Source organism: Devosia indica (assembly GCF_003056405.1).
GTDB lineage: Bacteria > Pseudomonadota > Alphaproteobacteria > Rhizobiales > Devosiaceae > Devosia > Devosia indica.
This window is the reverse complement of sequence record NZ_PYVZ01000007.1, coordinates 1-19,259: the sequence shown is the minus strand read 5'-3', so window position 1 is coordinate 19,259 and position 19,259 is coordinate 1. Positions and strand designations below refer to the sequence as shown.

The window sequence follows — 19,259 nt, the reverse complement described above, 5'->3', positions numbered from 1 at the left end:
GTCAGAACGCAGAAACCGCAGCACTAGTTCACATTTGGGGTCCGTATTTGCCTGGACACGGCAGCCCTGCCCTATGCTTGGCGTTCCGCCTCCTCTCCGCATGGAGCAGAGGGACAAGGTGTCAGAAGAAGACCCCTCAGCCCTTGTTGCGCAGCAAGTGGCAGTAGAAGCCGTCGGTCCCGGTGCGCCTTGGTGTCAGGCAGATGCCGCCACCGGAGGTGGCAAGGCCTTCCGGAAGATCGGTGATCAGCGTCTGGCGCCACGCCGCAGCGATGTCCACGGTTTCAAAACCGGGATGGTCCGCAAGAAACGTGGCGATCTGATCGTCATTCTCCTCGGGGAGGATGGAGCAGGTAATATAGACCAGCGTGCCGCCCGGCTTGAGATAGCGCGCCGCCTCCACCAGCAGTGCCGCCTGCTCGGATTGGCGCACTGCCAGAAGCTCTGGCGTCAGTTTCCACTTGGTATCGGGGCGGCGGCGCCAGGTGCCCGTGCCGGTGCAGGGCGCATCAACCACAACCCGGTCCATCTTGCCGACCAGGTCATCCAGTGCGCCATTCTGCGGGGACCGGACCTGGGCATTGCGCACCATATTGCGCTTGAGGCGATCATAGATCGGCGCAAGGCGCGAGCGGTCGGCATCATAGGCAAAGATCTGGCCCTTGTTCCCCATGGTGGCGGCCAGGGCCAATGTCTTGCCCCCTGCTCCGGCGCAGAGGTCGAGCACCTGTTCGCCCTCGCGGGCACCAGCCAGCATGGCCACGATCTGGCTGCCCTGGTCCTGCACCTCGAACCAGCCCTTCTGGTAGCCTTCGTCGGTGGTGACATTGGGCGTGCGGGCGTCGCGCGGACCAGCCGGCATGGTGATGCCGAACGGGGCGATCGTGGTGGGTTGCGGCGAGAACCGCGCCAGCGACTTCATCACCTTTTCGGGCGAGGCCCTGAGCGCATTGGCGCGCAGATCGAGTGAAGGACGCCCGGCCATCGCCGCGCCTTCGGCAATCCAGTCATCCCCAAACGCACGCTCCAGCGAGGGGACCAGCCATTCGGGCATATCGGCGCGCGCGGCGGCCGGTGCACTGGAAAGATCTGCCATTGCCCCCGCAATTTCCTCGGGCGTGAGCGCCTCGGGGGCATGGCTATCGCCCTCAAAGGCCGCGGCGAGGCTGTCCGGCGTTTCTCCCCAATCGCGCATGGCCACGGCCAGGACCAGGGCGCGCGGGCTGTCGCTGCCCATGGCGGCGGCGTGGGAGGCGCGGCGACGCAGCGCGTCATAGACAAGATTGCCGATAGCGGCGCGATCTCCGGCCCCCGCGAAGCGATTGTTGATGCCCCAGGCCTTCAGCGCCTCGGAAACGGGCCGGTGCCGCGTTTCGACGTCGGAGAGAACTTCAATGGCGGCGGCAAGACGGCCGGGAAGGCGCATGGATCAAACACTCGGGGCAAGCAAAAGGCGAAGGACCAGCCATAGCCAGAACAGGGCCAGGACGGCAAGGCCGGCGGTGTAGGCGGCAAAGCGCCGATAGACCCGGTTGGTGGTGACATGAATGGCGGCGTGCACGTAGCGCAGGAAGACGAACAGCCAGGCTAGGCCGACGGTGAACCAGTCGAGCAGGCCAAAATGCAGAGCGGCCAACGCGCCGACGAAGAACAGCAGGGGAAGCTGAAACTGATTGTCGAAGCTGTTGGAAAGCAGCCGCGCCTTGAGCGGATAGGCATCTTTTTCAACGGCAATATCTGCCACCTTGATCTCGCCCCGCATGACACGAGGGACGCGCTCCCGTCCCATCCATATCAGCAAGCCCAGCGTCAGGAAGACCTGGGCAGCCATGGCGAGGGCGAGCAGTTTGTCGAGAAGGGGCATGTCCTGAGGCTCCGCCAGAGAGTCGGCTTTTCGCAGTAACGTCTTGTTGCTGAATCAGTTTTCCGGCGAGCGGTGGGGCGCTGCCGGGGTGCCGGCAACGCCAGGATGTCTTAGCGCCCGCTGCGGTAGTTGGGGGCTTCGCGGGTAATGGTGACGTCGTGCACATGGCTTTCGCTCAAGGCCGCGCCGGAAATCTTCACGAAGACCGAGTTCTCGCGGAAGTCCTTGAGATTATGCGCCCCGGTATAGCCCATGGAGGCACGGAGACCGCCGGCGAGCTGGTGCAGCACGGCGTTGACCGGGCCCTTATAAGGCACCTGGCCCTCAATGCCCTCGGGGACCAGTTTCATCTGGTCACGGACATCCTGCTGGAAGTAGCGATCGGCCGACCCAGCGCCCATCGCGCCAACCGAGCCCATGCCGCGATAGGATTTGTAGGAACGGCCCTGGTAGAGGAAGACTTCGCCCGGCGCCTCGTCGGTGCCCGCAAGGAGCGAGCCGACCATGACGCAGGACGCGCCGCCGGCCAGGGCCTTGGCCATGTCGCCGGAGAACTTGATGCCGCCATCGGCGATGACCGGCACGCCCGATTTGCTCGCCTCTTCGGCACAGCCCATGACGGCGGCTAGTTGCGGCACGCCAACACCGGCCACGATGCGGGTGGTGCAGATCGAGCCGGGACCAATGCCCACCTTGATGGCATCGGCGCCGGCATCGATCAGGGCGCGCGCAGCTTCGGGCGTGGCAACATTACCCGCCACGATACGGGTGGAATTGCTCTCGCGCTTGACGCGCTCGACGGCCTCGGCGACGCGTACCGAGTGGCCGTGCGCGGTGTCGATGACCAGAAGATCGACGCCGGCATCGATCAGTTGCAGCGAACGATCAAAGCCGGCGTCCCCCACGGTCGAGGCGGCGGCCACGCGCAGGCGCCCCTGCTCGTCTTTTACGGCATTGGGGTGAAGCTGGGCCTTTTCGATGTCCTTGACGGTAATCAGGCCGACGCAGCGAAAATCGGCATCCACCACCAGCAGTTTCTCGATGCGGTGGCGGTGCAGCAGCACCTTGGCTTCGTCCTTGGACACGCCATCGCCGACGGTAATGAGATTGTCCTTGGTCATCAGCTCGGCAATGGGCTGGTTGGGGTTCGAGGCGAAACGCACATCGCGGTTGGTGAGAATGCCGACCAGCTTGCCGATGGCGCGGCCACCCTTGCCACCATTTTCGACCACTGGAATGCCCGATATCCGGCTCTGCTGCATCAGCGCAAGCGCGTCGGCCAAGGTCGCTTCGGGGCCGATGGTGATGGGATTGACCACCATGCCGCTTTCAAAGCTCTTGACCATGCGGACCTGCTCGGCCTGCTGCTCGGCGGTCAGGTTCTTGTGAATGACCCCCATGCCGCCAGCCTGGGCCATGGCGATGGCCATATTGGCTTCGGTGACCGTGTCCATGGCCGAGGAGAGGATCGGCAGCTTGAGGGCTATGTCCTTGGTGACATAGGTGGAGATATCGGTCTCGGTGGGCAGAATGTCCGAACGCGCGGGCTGCAGCAGCACATCGTCGAATGTCAGCGCCGATTCGCCGGTGATGGTGGTAATAATCTTCGCCAAGGCCAGACCCTTCCTGCCTTCTGATGAAATCCAGAACTGTTGGAATGTGAACCGGCGATTGAATGTGCGCGGGTTCAGGTTGGCGAGGTCCAATAGCACCCGGGACGCTGTTTGCCTAGTGCCCCGGGCACGAACCGGGTTCATCCCATGGATGAATGATTTTGGGCTAGTCGTGTCCGGCAGGCCAGCCCATAATGGCGATACCGCATTCGCGGCCTATTCCGATTCATCCCGGTTTTGTCTTGATCCGCGTTACCCCGCTCATCCTGGCGGTCGCCCTGTTCATGGAACAGATGGACTCGACCGTCATCGCCACTTCGCTGCCTGCGATTGCGAACGATATCGGCACCGAACCGATCGCGCTCAAGCTCGCCTTGACGGCCTATTTCGTGGCGCTGGCCATCTTCATTCCGATCAGCGGCTGGATGGCGGACCGGTTCGGCGCCAAGAATATCTTCCGGCTGGCGATCTTCGTGTTCATGCTCGGCTCGCTGGCCTGCTCCTTCTCCTATTCTTTGGAAACCTTCGTGGGTTCGCGTTTTTTCCAGGGCATCGGCTCCTCGATGATGACGCCGGTGGGACGTCTCTTGCTGGTGCGTTCGACCCCGCGCAATGAGCTGGTTGCCGCCATGGCCTGGCTTACGGTCCCCGCGCTGGTGGCACCGGTCTCGGGGCCGCTGATCGGCGGATTCCTGACCACCTATCTGAGCTGGCACTGGATCTTCTGGATCAATATCCCGATCGGCATTGCCGGCATCATCTTTTCGGGCATCTATCTCAAGGTGCCCGATGAACGGACTCCGCGGCCGGTCGACATCGTCGGCTTCTTCATTGCCTCGGTGGCCTTTGCCGGATCGGTATTTGGTCTGTCGGTGATCAGCCTGCCTGCCCTGCCGCTAATCTATGGCTACATGACCTTGGCGATCGGCGTCACGGCGGCCCTGCTCTATCTGCTGCATGCGCGCAAGACGAAATATCCCCTGCTCGATCCAAGCCTGTTCCGCCACAAGCTGTTCCGCTCCTCGGTCACCGGGGGGTCGTTCTTTCGCATCGGGGTGGGTGCAATGCCCTTCCTGCTGCCGCTGATGCTGCAGCTCGGCTTCGGGCTCAATCCATTCCAGTCCGGCGCCATCACCTTCGTTTCGGCAATTGGCGCGATCATGAGCAAGTTCATCGCTGAACGGATTTTTGCGCGCTTCGGCTTCCCGCGCGTGCTGGGGTTTGCATCGGTCTTTGGCGGGCTGCTGATCGCGGCGCAGGGCCTATTCACCACAGAAACACCGGTGGCGGTGATGATGATCATCCTGGTCGCCGGTGGCGTGTTGCGCTCGATATTCTTTACCGGCACCAACGCCATTGGCTATGCCGATATTTCCGACGAAGAAGCCAGCCAGGCCACCGCCATCGTGGCGGTGGGCCAGCAATTGTCGGTCGCCTTCGGGGTGGCGGTGGCGGGTGCCATCCTTGAGATCACCAGCATGTTCAGCGGCGGCCACCTGACGCTGCTCAATTTTCAGATCGCCTTTTTTGCCGTCGGGGGCATGAGCGCCCTGGCCGGCATCATCTATTTCCGCCTGCCGCATGACGCCGGCAACAATGTTTCCGGCCATCGGGCCGTTCGGGAGTGAGCGGCACCGGAACACCGGGCCGAAACAAGACATGTCGCGCGCAACGCCTCTGATCCTCGCCACGGCGATCTTCATGGAGAACATGGACTCGACCGTGATCGCCACGTCGCTGGCGGCCATTGCAGCCGATATCGGTACCGATCCCATCTCGCTCAAACTGGCCCTGACCGCTTATCTCGTGGCGCTGGCCATCTTCATCCCGATTTCGAGCTGGATGGCGGACCGGTTTGGCGCGCGCCGGGTGTTCCGGCTGGCCATGCTGGTGTTCATGATCGGCTCGATCGCCTGCGCCTTTTCCGGCTCGCTCGCACAGTTCGTGGGTGCACGCTTCATCCAGGGCATGGGCGGGGCGATGATGGGGCCGGTGGCGCGGCTGGTGCTGGTGCGCATGACGCCACGGCACCAACTGGTGGACGCCATGGCCTGGCTGACTATTCCCGGATTGATCGGCCCGATTGTCGGCCCGCCCTTTGGCGGGTTTCTGACCACCTATTTCTCCTGGCACTGGATCTTCATCATCAATATTCCCATCGGCCTGCTCGGCATAGCCCTGGTCGGGCTGGCGCTGCCCAACGAGACGCGCAACAAGCCGCGGAGCATCGATGGCAAGGGCTTCGTGCTGGCCGGACTCGCCTTTGCGCTGTTTGCTTTCGGCTGCTCGGTGATCAGCCTGCCTGCCCTGCCCCCGATCTATGGCGTCATCGCCGCAGCGCTGGGGATCGGGCTGGGCTATTTCTACACGCGCCATGCGCTGGCCACCGAATATCCCCTGCTCGACCTGCGATTGTTGCGCTTGCCGATCTTTCGGGTCTCGGTGGTGGCTGGCAGCTTCTTCCGCCTCGGCCAGGGCGCGGTGCCGTTTCTGTTTCCGTTGATGCTGCAACTCAGCTTCGGGCTCAGCCCGTTCGAAAGCGGCATGGTGACCTTCGTTGCCGCCATCGGGGCGCTTTCCGCCAAGTTTGTCGCCAACTGGATATTCAAGAGCTGGGGGTTCAAATACCCGCTGGTGATCGCCAGCCTGGTCTCGACCCTGGGCATTCTGGTGATGGGCTTTTATGTGCCGGGCACGCCCATTCCGCTGATCCTGGGCATTCTCGTATTTACAGGCTTCTGGCAATCAACCTTCTGGACCGGCTCAAATGCCTTCGTCTTCGCCGATGTGGAGGACAAGGATGCCGGCCAGGCCAATGTGATCAGCCAGGTCTGGGGCCAGTTGATGTTCGCCATGGGCGTGGCGGTCGGCGGTGGCACGCTCGAACTTGCCCATCGCCTGCGTGGCGGGGGCGAATTGGCGCTGACAGATTTTCACATGGCCTTCTTCGTGGTCTCGGCCATCAGCGCCATCGCTGTCGTCATGTTCCTGCGCATTCCGCGCAATGCGGGCCACCAGTTGATGAGCGGCCCGCATATGCATTGATGCGGCGTGTGGTCAGTTGACCGTGACCCAGCGCAGCATGAGGAAATTGTCCGGGCGCTGCACCAGCTCCACGCCATCGCGCGCGGCCCAGACCAGTGGTTCTTCATAGAGCGGCACATAGGCCATCTCGTCCTGAAGAATGCCGGCAACTTCTTCCAGCATGGACTGGCGAGCCGCCGGATCGAGTTCCTGCTGGATCTGGGGCAGCAATTCATCAATGCGGGCATTGGAATAGCCGCCGAAGTTCCAGGTACCGAGCTGTTCGGTCGGCGTGTGTGCGAGGAAGCGGATCGGGTGCTCGGCGTCGAACGTACCCGGCGACCAGCCGAGCAGGTAGAGGTCGGCATTGTCTTCGCGCAGTTCGGGCCAGTAATTGGCCACCGGCATGGTTTCAAGCTCGGCGTTCAGCCCAACCTGCTGCAGCATGCCGGTGATGGCCAGGCACACATCGGCGTCGTTGAGATAGCGGTCATTGGGGCAACGCAAGCTGAAGGTGAAGCCATCGGGATAGCCGGCTTCGGCCAGCAAGGCGCGGGCCGCCTCGGGGTCGTAGGCGGGACGTTCGGTATGGGCTGCCGAATAGCCCGAGAGCCCCGCAGGCTGCAATTGCGCCGCTGGTTTGGCCAGCCCACCCATGATGACCTGGACGATCGCCGGAACATCGACCGCATGGGCCACGGCCTGCCGGACACGCACATCGGTGAACGGGTTCCCATCGACGCTGCCATCGGTGAAATAGAGCGTGTCCTTGTCCTGGCTGAAGCCGAGCATGATGACGCGGGCCTCGACCCCGGAGAACACCGTGATGCCATCTGTCTCGGCCAGGCGCGGCGCGTTCTGTACTGGCACGGTGGCCAGCATGTCCAGTTCCCCCGAGAGCAGCGCGGCAATGGCCGTGGCTGAATTGGTGATCGGGCTCAGCACGGCCTCGGTGAGATTGTGCTCGGGCTCGTCCCACCAATCGGGATTGACCACCAGACGCGTGGCGACGCCTGGCTCGCGCGTATCCAGCATGAACGGGCCGGTGCCGTTTGCGTTGAGGGTCGCATAGGTTTCACTGTCCCGCGCCGGTGCGGTGGCGCCATTGGCCTCGGCCCAGTCGCGATCCAGGATCATCCAGTTGGCAATGCTGTCGGGAAACAGCGGATTGGGACCATTGGTGATGAACTCGACGGTGTAATCATCGACCACCCGCAACTCACTGACCGGCGCGAACCAGGATTTCACGTCCGACTGTTCGGAAATGGCGCGCTCATAGGAAAACAGTACGTCATCGGCATTGAACTGGGCGCCATCCTGAAAGGTGACGCCCTGGCGCAGGGTGAAGCGCCAGCCGTCCTCATCGCCGGTCAGCGGCTCCCAGGCGGTGGCCAGGGATGGCTCGATGGACATGTCCTTGCCGCGGCGGACCAGCCCTTCATAGATATTGTTCAGAAACGAGGTCACCGGCGCCAGATTGGCGGCGTGCGGGTCCATGGTCTGCGGGTCGGTGGTGGCCGACCAGCGGAAGGTTTCGGCCATGGCTGTCCCGCCGAGCAGGGCAACCATCGATGTGGCCAGAATCAAGCGGGTAGTCGTGTGACGCAACATGGGGTCCTCCCGGGACATTTCTAAGGGCAGCATTTCAGCCTTGGCTGCATTGACCAAGTGCAATTTCAAAGAAGTGTTCGTTTCCAGGAGGCGTGCGGTTACCGGTCCGCGTGCATTTTCTCGATCCAGCGCCACTTTGGGCGTGGCGCAGAATAATCGCATTGATCGTCTTCTTAGCGGCGATCTCGCCACTCGGGCGTAACTCTCATGGCCTCCGCGTCCAGAATCACTCCACTGGAGTGGTTTTGCCTTCAGCCGAAGCACCCCCGCCATTCGAACGTAGCTCTCATGGCCTCCGCGTCTAAAATCACTCCACTGGAGTGATTTTGCCTTCGGCCGAAGCGGAGCCTTTGAACCCCTTTGCGACCAGATAGGCCTCCGCAGAATCCTTGCGGCTCGAGGGCGGTTTGACGTGGAAGGTGGTGGCAAAGTGGCGCTTGAGCATATGCAGCAGCTCATGCTCGGTGCCGCCCTGGAACACCTTGGCCACAAAAGATCCGCCGGGATTGAGCACTTGAATTGCGAAGTCGGCAGCGATCTCGATCAGGTGCACGATGCGCAGGTGGTCGGTGGCGCGATGGCCGGTGGTCGGCCAGGCCATGTCACTCATCACCACATCGGCACCGTGACCACCCATGGCCTCGATCAACATGGCGGGTGCATCCTCCTCGGTGAAATCCTTCTTGAACAGGATAACGCCGGGGATGGCATCCATATCGAGATAGTCGATGCCCACGATCAGCGGATGTTCGGTGGTGGAGCCCACCGCATTGGCAGCCACTTGCGACCAGCCTCCGGGCGCGGCGCCGAGATCGACCACGCGCATGCCTTTCTTGAAGAGCTTGTGCTTTTCGTTGATCTCCTGGATCTTGAAGGCGGCGCGGGAGCGATAGCCCTCGGCGCGGGCGCGGGCCACATAGGGATCGTTGAGCTGACGTTCGAGCCATTTGGTCGACGCCACCTTGCGGCCCTTGGCCGTTTTCACCCTGATCTTGAGGTCCTTGTCGGACTTGCGTCCGCCCGTGCCCAGAGCCTTGTTATTGGCCATTGCCTTGCCTCCTGGGATAGCGATTCGGGCGCTTCTGCGTGCGGTCGGCGTCCATCAGGGAAATCAGAATGCCTTCGCGCAAGCCGCGATCGGCGACGCGGACCCGTTCGGTCGGCCATTCGCGGCGGATCGCTTCGAAAATGGCGCAGCCGGGCAGCACCAGATCGGCCCGGTCCTTGCCGATGCAGGGATGCGCCACACGCCGCGCGAAAGGCATGCCGAGCAGGGCCCGCATGGTTTCGTCCACCTGGTCGCGCCGCATCCAGAGCCCATCGACTTTCTGCCGCTCATAGCGTTCCAGCCCCAGATGCAACCCGGCCAGCGTGGTCACCGTGCCCGAGGTGCCGATCAGGTGAACCGGATGGGTGCCGATCATCTGCTTGAGTTTCTCGCGTCCCCGGAACTGGCGCAGATGCGAGCCGACATACTCGACCATGGCTTCGAAGACTTCCGGAGTGACATCGACACCGCCGAATTTCTCGGCAATCGAGACCACGCCCACCGGCAGGGATTGCCAGGAGCGGATGGAGGCCGACATACGGCCCTGGGCGCGCGGGCGGCCGCCGCGAAAATCAAGCCAGGCCAGCTCGGATGAGCCACCGCCAATATCGAACATCAGCGCGCCCTGCGCTGCTCCGTCGATCAGGTCGGCACAGCCGGTCACGGCCAGCTCGGCCTCGGTGCGACGATCGACGATCTCGAGCTCCAACCCGACTTCATTGCGGACACGGTCGAGAAATGCGGGACCGTTTTCCGCGGCACGGCAGGCCTCGGTGGCGATCAGACGCATGCGGCCGGGCTGATGGTCACGCAGCTTGTTGCGGCACTGGCGCAAGGCGTCCAGCGTGCGTTCCATGGCGGCGTCCGAAAGCCGGCCAGTCACTGAAACCCCCTCGCCCAGGCGGACGATTCGGGTGAACCCGTCGAGCACGCGAAAACCGCGCTCATGCGGCCGGGCGATCAAAAGCCGGCAATTATTGGTGCCCAGGTCCAGCGCCGCATAGAGCGGCCCGCGACCGCGCCTGGGATGGGGGGCGTTTGGGGTCCGTTGGTCCGGCACGACAGGCGGGGCAGCGCCCGCCCTCTCCTTCCGGCTCTGGCCGGTAGAGACGCCGGCTCCGGCCTCGTCCACAAGGGCCGAGACCAGGGCGGACCGAACAGGTTCGGTCACTTTTGGCTCCTTTGTGCACGGTCGCTGGACCGGTCGAACCGGCCGCGCCCGAGGGCACATCATGTTGCGTTGTCGAAAATGACGGTAGAGCAAGGCAGGCGGAAGCGCAACGCAAAGCATGCCCGGCGCTCCCGCAGCCGCTCCTGCCAATGGAAGATGACATCAGTCCGATCCGCGAGGGGAATGGCCGGGCACAGGGATTTTTCCCCAGCACGGCATTATTCGCGTGCCGTCCCGCTTGCATTCGGCCCCAGCTTTGTCTAATGAGACCCCCGTCGCGCTTCGCCGCCCCCGGGCCGCCGCGCTGACTTGCCAGCAGGCATCTGCTGGGGAATAGTTCAATGGTAGAACAGCGGACTCTGACTCCGTCGATCTTGGTTCGAATCCAGGTTCCCCAGCCAAATCTCCACCCAAGACACTGAAAATAAAAGATAAAAGCTGAAGGCGAAAATCTCGCTGAAGCTCTGTCGCACACAAGGCCTCACACAAGGGCCAAAAGATGCACAGAGCAGTCCAGTTTTGCAGCCTCCGTAATCACGCGTATTATTGGCGCCGACGCATCCCGAGTTCTCGCGCATATGTGGATTTCAGTCTCGGCACACGAGACTGGCGGGTCGCCCAACAGCTATCCTGTGTTCTGACGCTCGAAAGTGAGCGCGCGTTTGGTAGTTTGCGTGAGGGCAATATGACTGAGGAGCAGGTGAAGGCCTTTATGAAGCTTTGCTTCAAGAAGCACCAGGACAAGCTCCGCAACCTTACTATGCTTGCCCTGGACTCGGGTGATTCCATTCAAGAGGAAATTACCGCCAATCGAGTTGCGGCGCATGCACACTTTGCGCTGGCTCAAGGAGGTCTCGATGCTCAGGCCGCCCCGACGGGAGACACAGAGTTTGATCGCAGAGTCAGCAAATTGGCGGACGCTACTGCTGACATGATCTGGAGCGAGGCGGGAACAGAGCGTATGCGCCACCAAATCTCTGATTTCCTTGGCACACAGGCAACCGGTATTGAGCTTGCTACTGGGCGGATGGCTAAGCTGAACGCGATGGCCGCGGCAGCGCTCTCTGTGGCGGATGAACTCGCAAGCCGAACGGGCACATCGCAGCTCGAGCAGTCGCGCGAACTCGTCGCCCTGCTGGAGCAACCGGACGTCTCCAACATACCTGCCGCTGCAATCGATGGACCAAGAGCGCCCAGCCAGACAACCATGACTCAGCAAGGGATTGATGAGCATAACTCCATGCAGGGCGCCGAGTTGGACGGCACCTTGGAGTTTGCCCGAGACATGGTTGCTCGCGCGGTCAGGACCGGCGCTCACGATGCTGCCTGGGGAAAGGTCAAACTCAGGGTCATTGAAGAATTTGTCGAGTGCACGGGATGCACCACCCTGGTCAGCATCCGGCAGGCTGACATTTGGAAATGGATGCGCATTCTTGAGCAGTTGCCTGCGGCTCACGGCAAAGATCCGATCGACGCCGAACGCACTTTGCATCAACGAGTCGAAAATGCACAAAAAGCTGGCAAGGCAGGGTTCAAAACTATCGGGGCAAAGACGATCAAGAAGAATCTGAGCGTTCTAGGAAGTTTGCTGAAGGCGGCGAAAAACGCTGGATTCTCAGAACTGGGAAATCTCTCCACCGCAATCCAGGACCGCAGCGTGCACATCGGGGCCACGCGCACGGATCGCCCAAGGTTCAAGACAGCCGACCTTTTTGCGCTTTTTGCGGGACCAATCTGGACCGGCTGCAAATCTCAATCGAGACGAAATCTGCCCGGCGATCTGATTATCCAGGACGGCTTGTATTGGTGCCCGCTGATCGCCGCTTACACCGGAGTCAGGCGGGAAGAGATCGCAGGAATGCAGGTTGCCGACGTGGATATTCTGGCGCAAACACCAGCGTTTGTGGTCCGCGTGAACAGCAATCGCGGTCTTAAGACAATCGCCTCGGCAAGGACTATCCCGATCCCTGCGCCGATTCTGAAATTGGGCTTTGCGAAATACGTTACGGAGAGACAGCAGCGTAGAGACGTCGATTTGTTTCCGGAATTGGCCGCCAGAGCGGGCATTGCCAAAGGCACACATTCATCCTTTGGCGACAAGATGGACCACCACTTCAACAATGCGGTCGATCTGGCACTGGGCGCCAATCGGGAGGTCGATGGTCGTCGTAAGACCTTTCACAGTTTCAGGCACTACGTGGCGACTAAGCTCGACAATCATGACGCTGTCAGGGACAAGACCGTACAGGATCTTCTGGGCCATGAGAACGTCGGTACTACCAACAGAATTTACAGGGATCCAACGCCGCTGCCGATAATGCTCGACGCTATCGAAAAGTTGCCGGATTTTACAATCGCTGCTCAGGCCGCTTTGAGTCATGCACGCGTGGCGGCACCTCGACCTCGCAACAAGAAGCGCACTAGAACAGCTCAGAACACTGCTTGCGCAAACTAAGATCGGGCAGTCTATCGGGCGGCAACTCACAGCGATTGGATCGTCGCCCTTTTGCTAGCTAGCGCGAACGCAACTAAGCAGAAAAGTCATTCTCGTGATCGGTGTCGGTCCTTGGGTTAGCCAGCTTTGTCGGCTGCTCGTTTTTTTGCATCTGCGGGGACGAAATCAACGTCAGGTTACTCAAACCGAGCCGCCTCTTTGCTGCAGCTATTAGCTTGTGGAACAGTTCGCTAACGCCCGCCTTGGCCCAAATGGCCAGGGCACCGGGAGAATGACGGGCCACTAATTGCGCCTCAGCGCCGATCCTAGACAATCGGGGCGTCAGTTGTTCAACCCTCGAGTGTGACTTTGAGCGGGGCACCGGCGAGGCAATAGAGTCCCTGCGCTCTGCGCCAGCGAGATGGGAGAGAGCTTGCGCCACCTCCTTGTATGCCTGTTGAGTGGGAAGCGGATGGTCATCATTCGCCACTCGGCAGACGACGTCACACGTTCCCGAGACGTGAGAGATCACAATCGACGGCTCAAGTAGCCCCATCACCTGCTCACGCCGGTCGCGGGGAATGTCTCCAAGAACAACAAAGCGCCTTGAAAATTCGATCTCAATCGCTGCGTCCTGCATCAATCGCGGGACGAAGTCCGATCTATAGAAGACCCGACTTTCAGGTGTCCGAACTGCGATCTGGTTCGGTCCCACCACATCAACTAGTGTCTGCATCCTCGCTTGGGTATAGACTGCAGCGCTCCGCAACGCTTCAGGACTTGTGTGCTCGGTGGTGCCTACCTCTGCTGGCTCTCTGGCCATACTTTGGGTAAGCAGGTCTCGCAAAATATGTTGGTCGGCACCTGCATTATAGGCGAGGCCTCGTGCCAGTAGGCGTGCCCAAGTGTAGGAGCGGCCCATTGCACTACTAGTCACTTTGACGTTCCCCATTCGGTAGGCGAACCCTGACATTTTGCCGGTAGCTGCCAGATTGGGGCGAACATCGATCCCGCAGCTTTGCAGGTCCGCGACGAACGCTTGCAGAGTTACAGTGCTACCAGAAGCAAAGATACGATCAATTTCGCCAGCGATAATCTTGGCAGGCATCGCAATGCCATGTTCGCGCTCGATCTCAGTAGCCCCCTTTGTCGCAACCTTCTGATGGGTCTGCTTGCGCTCATGATCCAGCAAATGCGATGGCTTTACCTTGACCAGTCCAAATTCTCTTTCAATTTGACGTACGCACGTTTCGGAGCGGAAGTAGTCATTCTGGTCGCTGACAACCGAACCGTCGATACATACGCGTGACGCTACGATATGAATGTGCTGGTCTCCATGAGCGATCGCCAGCCAGGCTTGAAAACCCATATCAGCGACCCAGCGCTTGGCTATGGTCAACCAAGTGCTGTCAGTTAGCTCGTCTTCAAAATCTGCCAGGCGCAGCATTTGATGAACGAGATGGACACCCAGAGTGGGCCGAAGGCCTTGGAATGCATCCAATTCCGCAGCAATGGCCGCCGCTGTGCGGCCCGCAAGTGTTCCACCCAGAATATTCACACGCTCTCTCAGGTTGCCGGCGTGATCGACCGCGCTCAGCAGATACTTTGCAAGACCGGTGGCGTCCCGACCTTTGACGAGATTGCCGATCATCAGGGAACCTTGCGCACAAGGAGGGCAGTTCGGAACCGCGCAAGTGCCTGTCGCAGTTCGTCGGCCTCATTGGCCAGTTCGCAAAAATCCTGTGCTTCCAAGCGCTCAAAAAGCGCGTCAATTCGGTCCGCAGACTTCGCCAGTCTTGCCCAGGTCTGCAGGTCAAGGAGGCGGCTTGGCTGTAGTGCTTGGTCACGCAAATACACCCCAAGAAGCTTGTTCTCTGCGTTGGCGCGCGCCTTCACGATCTCCAGTTCTCGGGCAGAAAGCCTCACCCCATATGGCCTACGTTTGTCATATACCTCAAGAGCAGGATCACTCTTCCTTGCCATCGATCGACCTTTTGGTCGCGTTTTGCTCATTGCTCACTCCTCTCAACGCAGTTCGAGGGTGCGACCACAGGGAGCGCCCGAGAACATGGCTTGCTTCCCTGAGCTTCAGTCGATCTGATGAAAATTCAAAATAGCCAACCGCCAGTACAAGTCGTTGACCACGGTGCGCGTCAAGCTTGGAAACATGCGGCCCAACATCACCGCAAATAGACGGAAACTTTAGCGACAGCTAAGAGGCAGCCGTTCGGCCACGCGCCCCAGTTCGGCCATTGGGTCAAATTGAGAAGTATTCCGATAGCTGCCATTCAGTGCGTCGCGCGGTGGGCATCTGTGAAATCGGTAGCGGTGAGTTCTTCCAGCGCGAGTGCTCCTCGCGCGACATCATTTACTAGCGATCGCACAGCAGCATTTACGTGCAACGGTCCCCTGCATTCGACATCAGCAAATTTCGGCGATGCGCCCCATTTCGGAGGCAAGAGCCGCTTCAGCCGGGTCCCAAAAGCGGTAGTTTCAGTGAACTGCCTGAAACCGCGATGGCGGAAGGATGTTAGGGGCGCTTTGGGGAGTTGTAAGATAGTTGGAACCGCCCAACTTGCGTCCCATTGATCATGCCGCAAATCGTCTGGCGCTGAATACGCAGAGGACAATGGCGAAGCACACCAGCAGCATGGTCCAGGTGACGGGCTCATGCAGCAGGGTGGCGGCGAGCGCCAAGCCGAAAAAGGGCTGCAGTAGTTGCAGCTGGCCAATGGCGGCGATGCCGCCCTGGGCCAGCCCGCGATACCAGAAGACGAAGCCGACCAGCATGCTGAACACGGAAACATAGGCCAGGCTCATCCAGGTCGGCAGGGTGATGCCGATAAATGTTGGCGGCAGGGTCAGCAGTGATAGCCCGATCATGAGCGGCAGCGACAATATCAGCGCCCAGGAAATAACCTGCCAGCCGCCGAGCCGGCGCGACAGCCTGCCCCCTTCGGCATAGCCGAGGCCGCAGACCACGATGGCGGCCAGCATGAGCAGATCGCCGGTCGGAGACGCTGTGAGCCCTTGCGCCAAGGCAAAGCCGACCACCAGCGCACTGCCCAGCGCAGAGAACAGCCAGAAGGCGGGTTTTGGTCGCTCGGCGCCGCGTAGCACGCCGAAAACGGCGGTCGCCAGCGGCAGGAGGCCGATGAAGACGATGGAATGGGCCGAAGTAACGTGCTGCAGCGCGAGCGCCGTCAGCAGCGGAAAGCCGATGACAACACCCAGCGCGACAATGACCAGGGAGAGGAGGTCGGCCTTTGCCGGACGGCGCTGGCGCAGGGCCAGCAACAGTACCAGCGCCAGCAGGCCGGCAATGGTGGCCCGCGCCACGGTGAGGAAGATCGGGTCGAACTGCTGGACAGCAAGCCGCGTTGCTGGCAGCGATCCGCTGAAGATGGCGACACCGATGAGCCCATTGAGCAGGCCACTGGCCGTCTTGGCCTCGCCTGTGTCGAGGGTCGTCATGGTCGGTTCGCCCGCGCGAGGCCATGACTCACCAGACGCTCGATGATCTCGGAATAGGCAATGCCGCTGGCCGGCTGCGGCCTGCTCGGATCGGCCACGGCGCTCGACAAGATCATTGCCAAGCGTCTGCTGAACGCGGCCTGCATCCCGGTGGCGCGTTCGGTGGCCATCACCAAGGAAGAGGCGCCTGACTTTGCCGCCCTGGAACGTGCGCTTGGCTCGCCCATGTTCATCAAGCCTGCCCGGCAGGGATCATCTGTCGGCGTCAGGAAAGTCTCCGGCAGCGAGGAGTTCCCACTCGCCCTCGAAGACGCCCTCCGCTTTGACCGCGACCTCCTCGTGGAAGAGTTCGTGGCGGGCCGCGAGATCGAGTTCAGCGTGCTGGAGGATGAGACAGGCGGCCTCTTCATTTCCCGCCCCGGCGAGATCGTACCGGCGGAGCAGCATGGCTTTTACAGCTATGACGCCAAATATGTCGACGAGACCGGCGCGGTCCTCAAAGTGCCCGCGGATCTGCCACTAGAAGTCGAGAACGCTATGCGCGACATGGCAGCCAGGGCCTTCCGGGCGCTGGGTTGCGACGGCATGGCTCGGGTGGACTTTTTCCTCAAGCAAAACGGCGATTTTCTAGTCAACGAGCTCAACACCATTCCCGGATTTACCGATATCAGCATGTACGCAAAGGCCATGGCGGCCAGCGGCACGCGGGCGACCTCGGCAAAACCCTGCACAGAGCCGTCCTCACCGAAGAGGCCATGCAGGACCGGAAACAGTATGTCGATCCTGTCGGTACCCACGACCTCTCCGCCAGCGCCAAGCATGGTCAGGCGCCCGCGCCCACCGGGCACCAAAGCCAGTTCGGCCCCACTGTCGGGCGTCGCCAGGACGCCCTTTTCGTAGCGGCTCAGCAGCCATCGGCCATCCCGGGTCACGAAAATCGGCACGGGCTCGTATTTGTCGGAGTCGAGGGCTGCCATGACATTGGTCGCCGACAGCACCGATACATCATGTTCGGCGGAGCGACCGCCGAACAATACGGCAATCTTCAATCTGGATTGTTTCAATGCGTAACCTCGATTGCTGGGTCATTGAAAGTGGATCAACTAGAATGCATAATCCATGATATTCAAAGAGCCACTATGCGAGCGTGTCGTGAGCCACTTGCCCTCTACGAAGCGCCGGCTGGCCCGCCGGCGCGAAAGCCCGTCGGCCGGGTTCCAGCCGCGTCTTGATCCAGCGGCGCCGGCATCGCTGGCCCGACAACTCTATCTGGCGCTACGCGAGGCCATCGCCGATGGCTGGATCAAGCCGGGACAGAGGCTGCCGTCGTCGCGCCTTGCTGCGCAGGAATGGGGGCTCGCGCGCGGCACGATTGCCGAGGCCTATGACATCTTGATCGCCGAGGGCTATGCCACGGCGCGTCATGGGTCAGGGACCTACGTCCTGACAGACATGCCCGCCGAGCCGCTCGAAACGGTCGCGCAACCCATTGTCGGGAAGAGTTCGCCGCGGCGGTCCATCTCGGCGTCGGTGACCGCCATGCTGACCCGTGGTCCCAGCCTTGAACCACAAAAGCTGCTGCCCTTTGTCACCGGCCGAATGGCGCATGACGAACGGACGGCGAGCCTGCTCAACCGCCTGGCGGGTCGCCACATGAACTATGCCTTCGAAGGCTATGGTGATATCCAGGGCGAACCGGATCTGCGTGCGGCCATCGTGGCCCATGTGGCCGCCTCGCGCGGCGTGCGCTGCACGCCCGAGCAGTTGTTTATCACGGCGGGGACACAGCAGGCGCTCGACCTGGCCTTTCGCGTACTGGTGTCGCCGGGAGATCGCGTGGTCGTCGAAGACCCTTGCTATCCCCCGGCCCGGCAGTGCCTGGCGCTGAATGGCGCCGAAATCTTGGGCCTGCCGGTCGACCCGTCCGGTATAGTACTCGATCCGCTGATTGCCGGCACGCTGGCGCCGCCCGCTCTGGTCTATGTGACGCCCTCCAATCAGTACCCTTCCGGTTCCGTGCTGTCGCTGCCCCGGCGCCTCGAACTGCTGGCCTATGCGCGTGAACATGGATGCTGGATTGTCGAGGACGATTACGACAGCGAGTTTCGCTACGACGGTCACGCCATAGCCTCGCTGCAGGGCCTCGATCAGGCTGATCGTGTGCTCTATACCGGCACCTTCAGCAAGGCCCTGCTGCCCAGCCTGCGCCTGGGCTATCTTGTTGTGCCGCCCGACTTAGTGCCGGTGTTTCGCGCCGTGCGCCCGGCGCTCGACCGTTGTCCGCCCAGTTTCCAGCAACGAGTCGTCGCCGACTTTCTGCTGGAAGGCTATTTCCCCGCCCATCTGCGCCGTCTGCGCGAGCGGTTGCGCGCCTCGCGCGACATGCTAGCTCGAATGCTACAGGAGCGCATGGGAGAACACCTGTCGGTGGTTTTGCCCGACCAGGGCATCAACCTGACCGTACGCAGCACCGGCACCTGGAGCAGTGATACGCAGATTTCCCAGACCGCCCTGGCGCACGGCGTGGTCGTCATGCCCCTCTCACGCATGAACGTTGCATCCCTCGACGCATCAAGGCTGCTGCTCGGTTTCTCCGGCCTGTCGGACCGTGAGGCTGATCTCGGAACGAGTGCGCTGGCGAAGGTCTTCGAGAGCTTATAGCCCCGGGAACCCGAAAGTTTGGGATGTGTGCATTTCCAGATTCCGTACTCAGCAACCACATTCGCTAGCACGTTGTTACTGCGTGAATGATCGGCGTGGCATCGGCAACCGTGGGTCGCCAACGCGCCCCATTCCGGCCGTTCAGACCAGGTTGCCGAGTTCCCGAAACCTGCCGTTTCGCGTCTTCTGTTCAAAGGCGAAGGCCGGTGGCCTGTGGAAGGTCGGTTTCGGTCAGGTTATTTACAAGCGCAGGCAGTAGAGGACCACAAGATTCGAGGCCGGAACCTTACAGTCGGCTATGGGACGCCAGATGCCGATGTATCACACCGTGGGGGACGTGTGACTGACGAACCACTTGC

13 protein-coding genes, 1 tRNA gene and 2 pseudogenes are annotated in these 19,259 nt (G+C 61.4%); 6 read left to right on the top strand and 10 right to left on the bottom strand.

Translation table 11 applies throughout. From position 1 onward, the window contains the following. Positions 1-136: 136 nt before the first annotated feature. The 3 genes from DDE76_RS08460 to guaB form a co-directional block, all read right to left on the bottom strand. A complete protein-coding gene (locus tag DDE76_RS08460; RefSeq protein ID WP_104891337.1) occupies positions 137-1,426 on the bottom strand; it encodes an RsmB/NOP family class I SAM-dependent RNA methyltransferase in 1,290 nt (429 codons plus the stop codon). Positions 1,427-1,429: 3 nt separating this feature from the next. Then, positions 1,430-1,864, bottom strand: a complete 435-nt coding sequence (locus DDE76_RS08455) for an MAPEG family protein (protein WP_104891338.1) — start codon at positions 1,862-1,864, stop codon at positions 1,430-1,432. A gap of 110 nt (positions 1,865-1,974) precedes the next feature. Then, positions 1,975-3,477 carry an IMP dehydrogenase gene (gene guaB, locus DDE76_RS08450; RefSeq protein ID WP_104894675.1) on the bottom strand — a complete coding sequence of 501 codons (1,503 nt, stop codon included), beginning with the start codon at positions 3,475-3,477 and terminating at the stop codon, positions 1,975-1,977. A gap of 242 nt (positions 3,478-3,719) precedes the next feature. Here guaB and DDE76_RS08445 point away from each other — a divergent pair, with 242 nt between their 5' ends. Then, positions 3,720-5,105: an MFS transporter gene (locus tag DDE76_RS08445; RefSeq protein WP_342748370.1), complete on the top strand. Its 1,386-nt coding sequence runs from the start codon at positions 3,720-3,722 to the stop codon at positions 5,103-5,105. 31 nt (positions 5,106-5,136) lie between these two features. Continuing rightward, positions 5,137-6,522 (top strand): MFS transporter, encoded by a 1,386-nt coding sequence (locus DDE76_RS08440; RefSeq protein ID WP_245891850.1) that lies wholly within the window; start codon positions 5,137-5,139, stop codon positions 6,520-6,522. Positions 6,523-6,534: 12 nt separating this feature from the next. On the opposite strand, the gene DDE76_RS08435 is transcribed toward DDE76_RS08440, so the two are convergent. The 3 genes from DDE76_RS08435 to DDE76_RS08425 form a co-directional block, all read right to left on the bottom strand. After that, positions 6,535-8,112: an ABC transporter substrate-binding protein gene (locus DDE76_RS08435; RefSeq protein ID WP_104894677.1), complete on the bottom strand. Its 1,578-nt coding sequence runs from the start codon at positions 8,110-8,112 to the stop codon at positions 6,535-6,537. Positions 8,113-8,419: 307 nt separating this feature from the next. Further along, complete coding sequence (locus tag DDE76_RS08430; protein WP_104891340.1) at positions 8,420-9,160, bottom strand: RlmE family RNA methyltransferase; 741 nt, start codon at positions 9,158-9,160, stop codon at positions 8,420-8,422. Beyond that, positions 9,150-10,331, bottom strand: coding sequence for a Ppx/GppA phosphatase family protein (locus DDE76_RS08425; RefSeq protein WP_245891849.1), 1,182 nt, complete (start codon positions 10,329-10,331; stop codon positions 9,150-9,152). Before DDE76_RS08425 ends, DDE76_RS08430 begins: the two co-directional genes overlap by 11 nt. 327 nt (positions 10,332-10,658) lie before the next feature. Here DDE76_RS08425 and DDE76_RS08420 point away from each other — a divergent pair. Next, positions 10,659-10,732: transfer RNA gene (locus DDE76_RS08420), tRNA-Gln, on the top strand. A gap of 284 nt (positions 10,733-11,016) precedes the next feature. After that, on the top strand, positions 11,017-12,786 hold the full coding sequence (locus DDE76_RS08415; protein WP_157955722.1) for a site-specific integrase: 1,770 nt from the start codon (positions 11,017-11,019) through the stop codon (positions 12,784-12,786). A 73-nt stretch (positions 12,787-12,859) separates the two neighbouring features. On the opposite strand, the gene DDE76_RS08410 is transcribed toward DDE76_RS08415, so the two are convergent. From DDE76_RS08410 to DDE76_RS08400, 3 genes are all read right to left on the bottom strand, one after another. Then, complete coding sequence (locus DDE76_RS08410) at positions 12,860-14,416, bottom strand: relaxase/mobilization nuclease domain-containing protein (RefSeq protein ID WP_104891343.1); 1,557 nt, start codon at positions 14,414-14,416, stop codon at positions 12,860-12,862. Further along, positions 14,416-14,778 carry a hypothetical protein gene (locus DDE76_RS08405; protein WP_157955721.1) on the bottom strand — a complete coding sequence of 121 codons (363 nt, stop codon included), beginning with the start codon at positions 14,776-14,778 and terminating at the stop codon, positions 14,416-14,418. Before DDE76_RS08405 ends, DDE76_RS08410 begins: the two co-directional genes overlap by 1 nt. Positions 14,779-15,354: 576 nt before the next feature. Beyond that, positions 15,355-16,239, bottom strand: a complete 885-nt coding sequence (locus tag DDE76_RS08400; RefSeq protein ID WP_104891345.1) for a DMT family transporter — start codon at positions 16,237-16,239, stop codon at positions 15,355-15,357. A 60-nt stretch (positions 16,240-16,299) separates the two neighbouring features. Here DDE76_RS08400 and DDE76_RS08395 point away from each other — a divergent pair. Beyond that, positions 16,300-16,941 (top strand): annotated as a pseudogene (locus DDE76_RS08395) (D-alanine--D-alanine ligase); the annotation flags it as partial. A 56-nt stretch (positions 16,942-16,997) separates the two neighbouring features. On the opposite strand, the pseudogene DDE76_RS20130 reads toward DDE76_RS08395, so the two are convergent. Then, positions 16,998-17,237, bottom strand: a pseudogene (locus DDE76_RS20130) (D-alanine--D-alanine ligase A); the annotation flags it as partial. Between the two features lie 154 nt (positions 17,238-17,391). Here DDE76_RS20130 and pdxR point away from each other — a divergent pair. Then, positions 17,392-18,900, top strand: coding sequence for a MocR-like pyridoxine biosynthesis transcription factor PdxR (pdxR, locus tag DDE76_RS08390; RefSeq protein ID WP_210202706.1), 1,509 nt, complete (start codon positions 17,392-17,394; stop codon positions 18,898-18,900). Positions 18,901-19,259: the final 359 nt, after the last annotated feature.

What these genes read in the sequence shown, in the direction of transcription:
- DDE76_RS08460 (WP_104891337.1), bottom strand. Translation starts at nt 1,426, where the DNA reads ATGCGCCTTCCCGGCCGTCTTGCCGCCGCCATTGAAGTTCTCTCCGAC.
- DDE76_RS08455 (WP_104891338.1), bottom strand. Translation starts at nt 1,864, where the DNA reads ATGCCCCTTCTCGACAAACTGCTCGCCCTCGCCATGGCTGCCCAGGTC.
- DDE76_RS08440 (WP_245891850.1), top strand. Translation starts at nt 5,137, where the DNA reads ATGTCGCGCGCAACGCCTCTGATCCTCGCCACGGCGATCTTCATGGAG.
- DDE76_RS08435 (WP_104894677.1), bottom strand. Translation starts at nt 8,112, where the DNA reads ATGTTGCGTCACACGACTACCCGCTTGATTCTGGCCACATCGATGGTT.
- DDE76_RS08430 (WP_104891340.1), bottom strand. Translation starts at nt 9,160, where the DNA reads ATGGCCAATAACAAGGCTCTGGGCACGGGCGGACGCAAGTCCGACAAG.
- DDE76_RS08415 (WP_157955722.1), top strand. Translation starts at nt 11,017, where the DNA reads ATGACTGAGGAGCAGGTGAAGGCCTTTATGAAGCTTTGCTTCAAGAAG.
- DDE76_RS08410 (WP_104891343.1), bottom strand. Translation starts at nt 14,416, where the DNA reads ATGATCGGCAATCTCGTCAAAGGTCGGGACGCCACCGGTCTTGCAAAG.
- DDE76_RS08405 (WP_157955721.1), bottom strand. Translation starts at nt 14,778, where the DNA reads ATGAGCAAAACGCGACCAAAAGGTCGATCGATGGCAAGGAAGAGTGAT.
- DDE76_RS08400 (WP_104891345.1), bottom strand. Translation starts at nt 16,239, where the DNA reads ATGACGACCCTCGACACAGGCGAGGCCAAGACGGCCAGTGGCCTGCTC.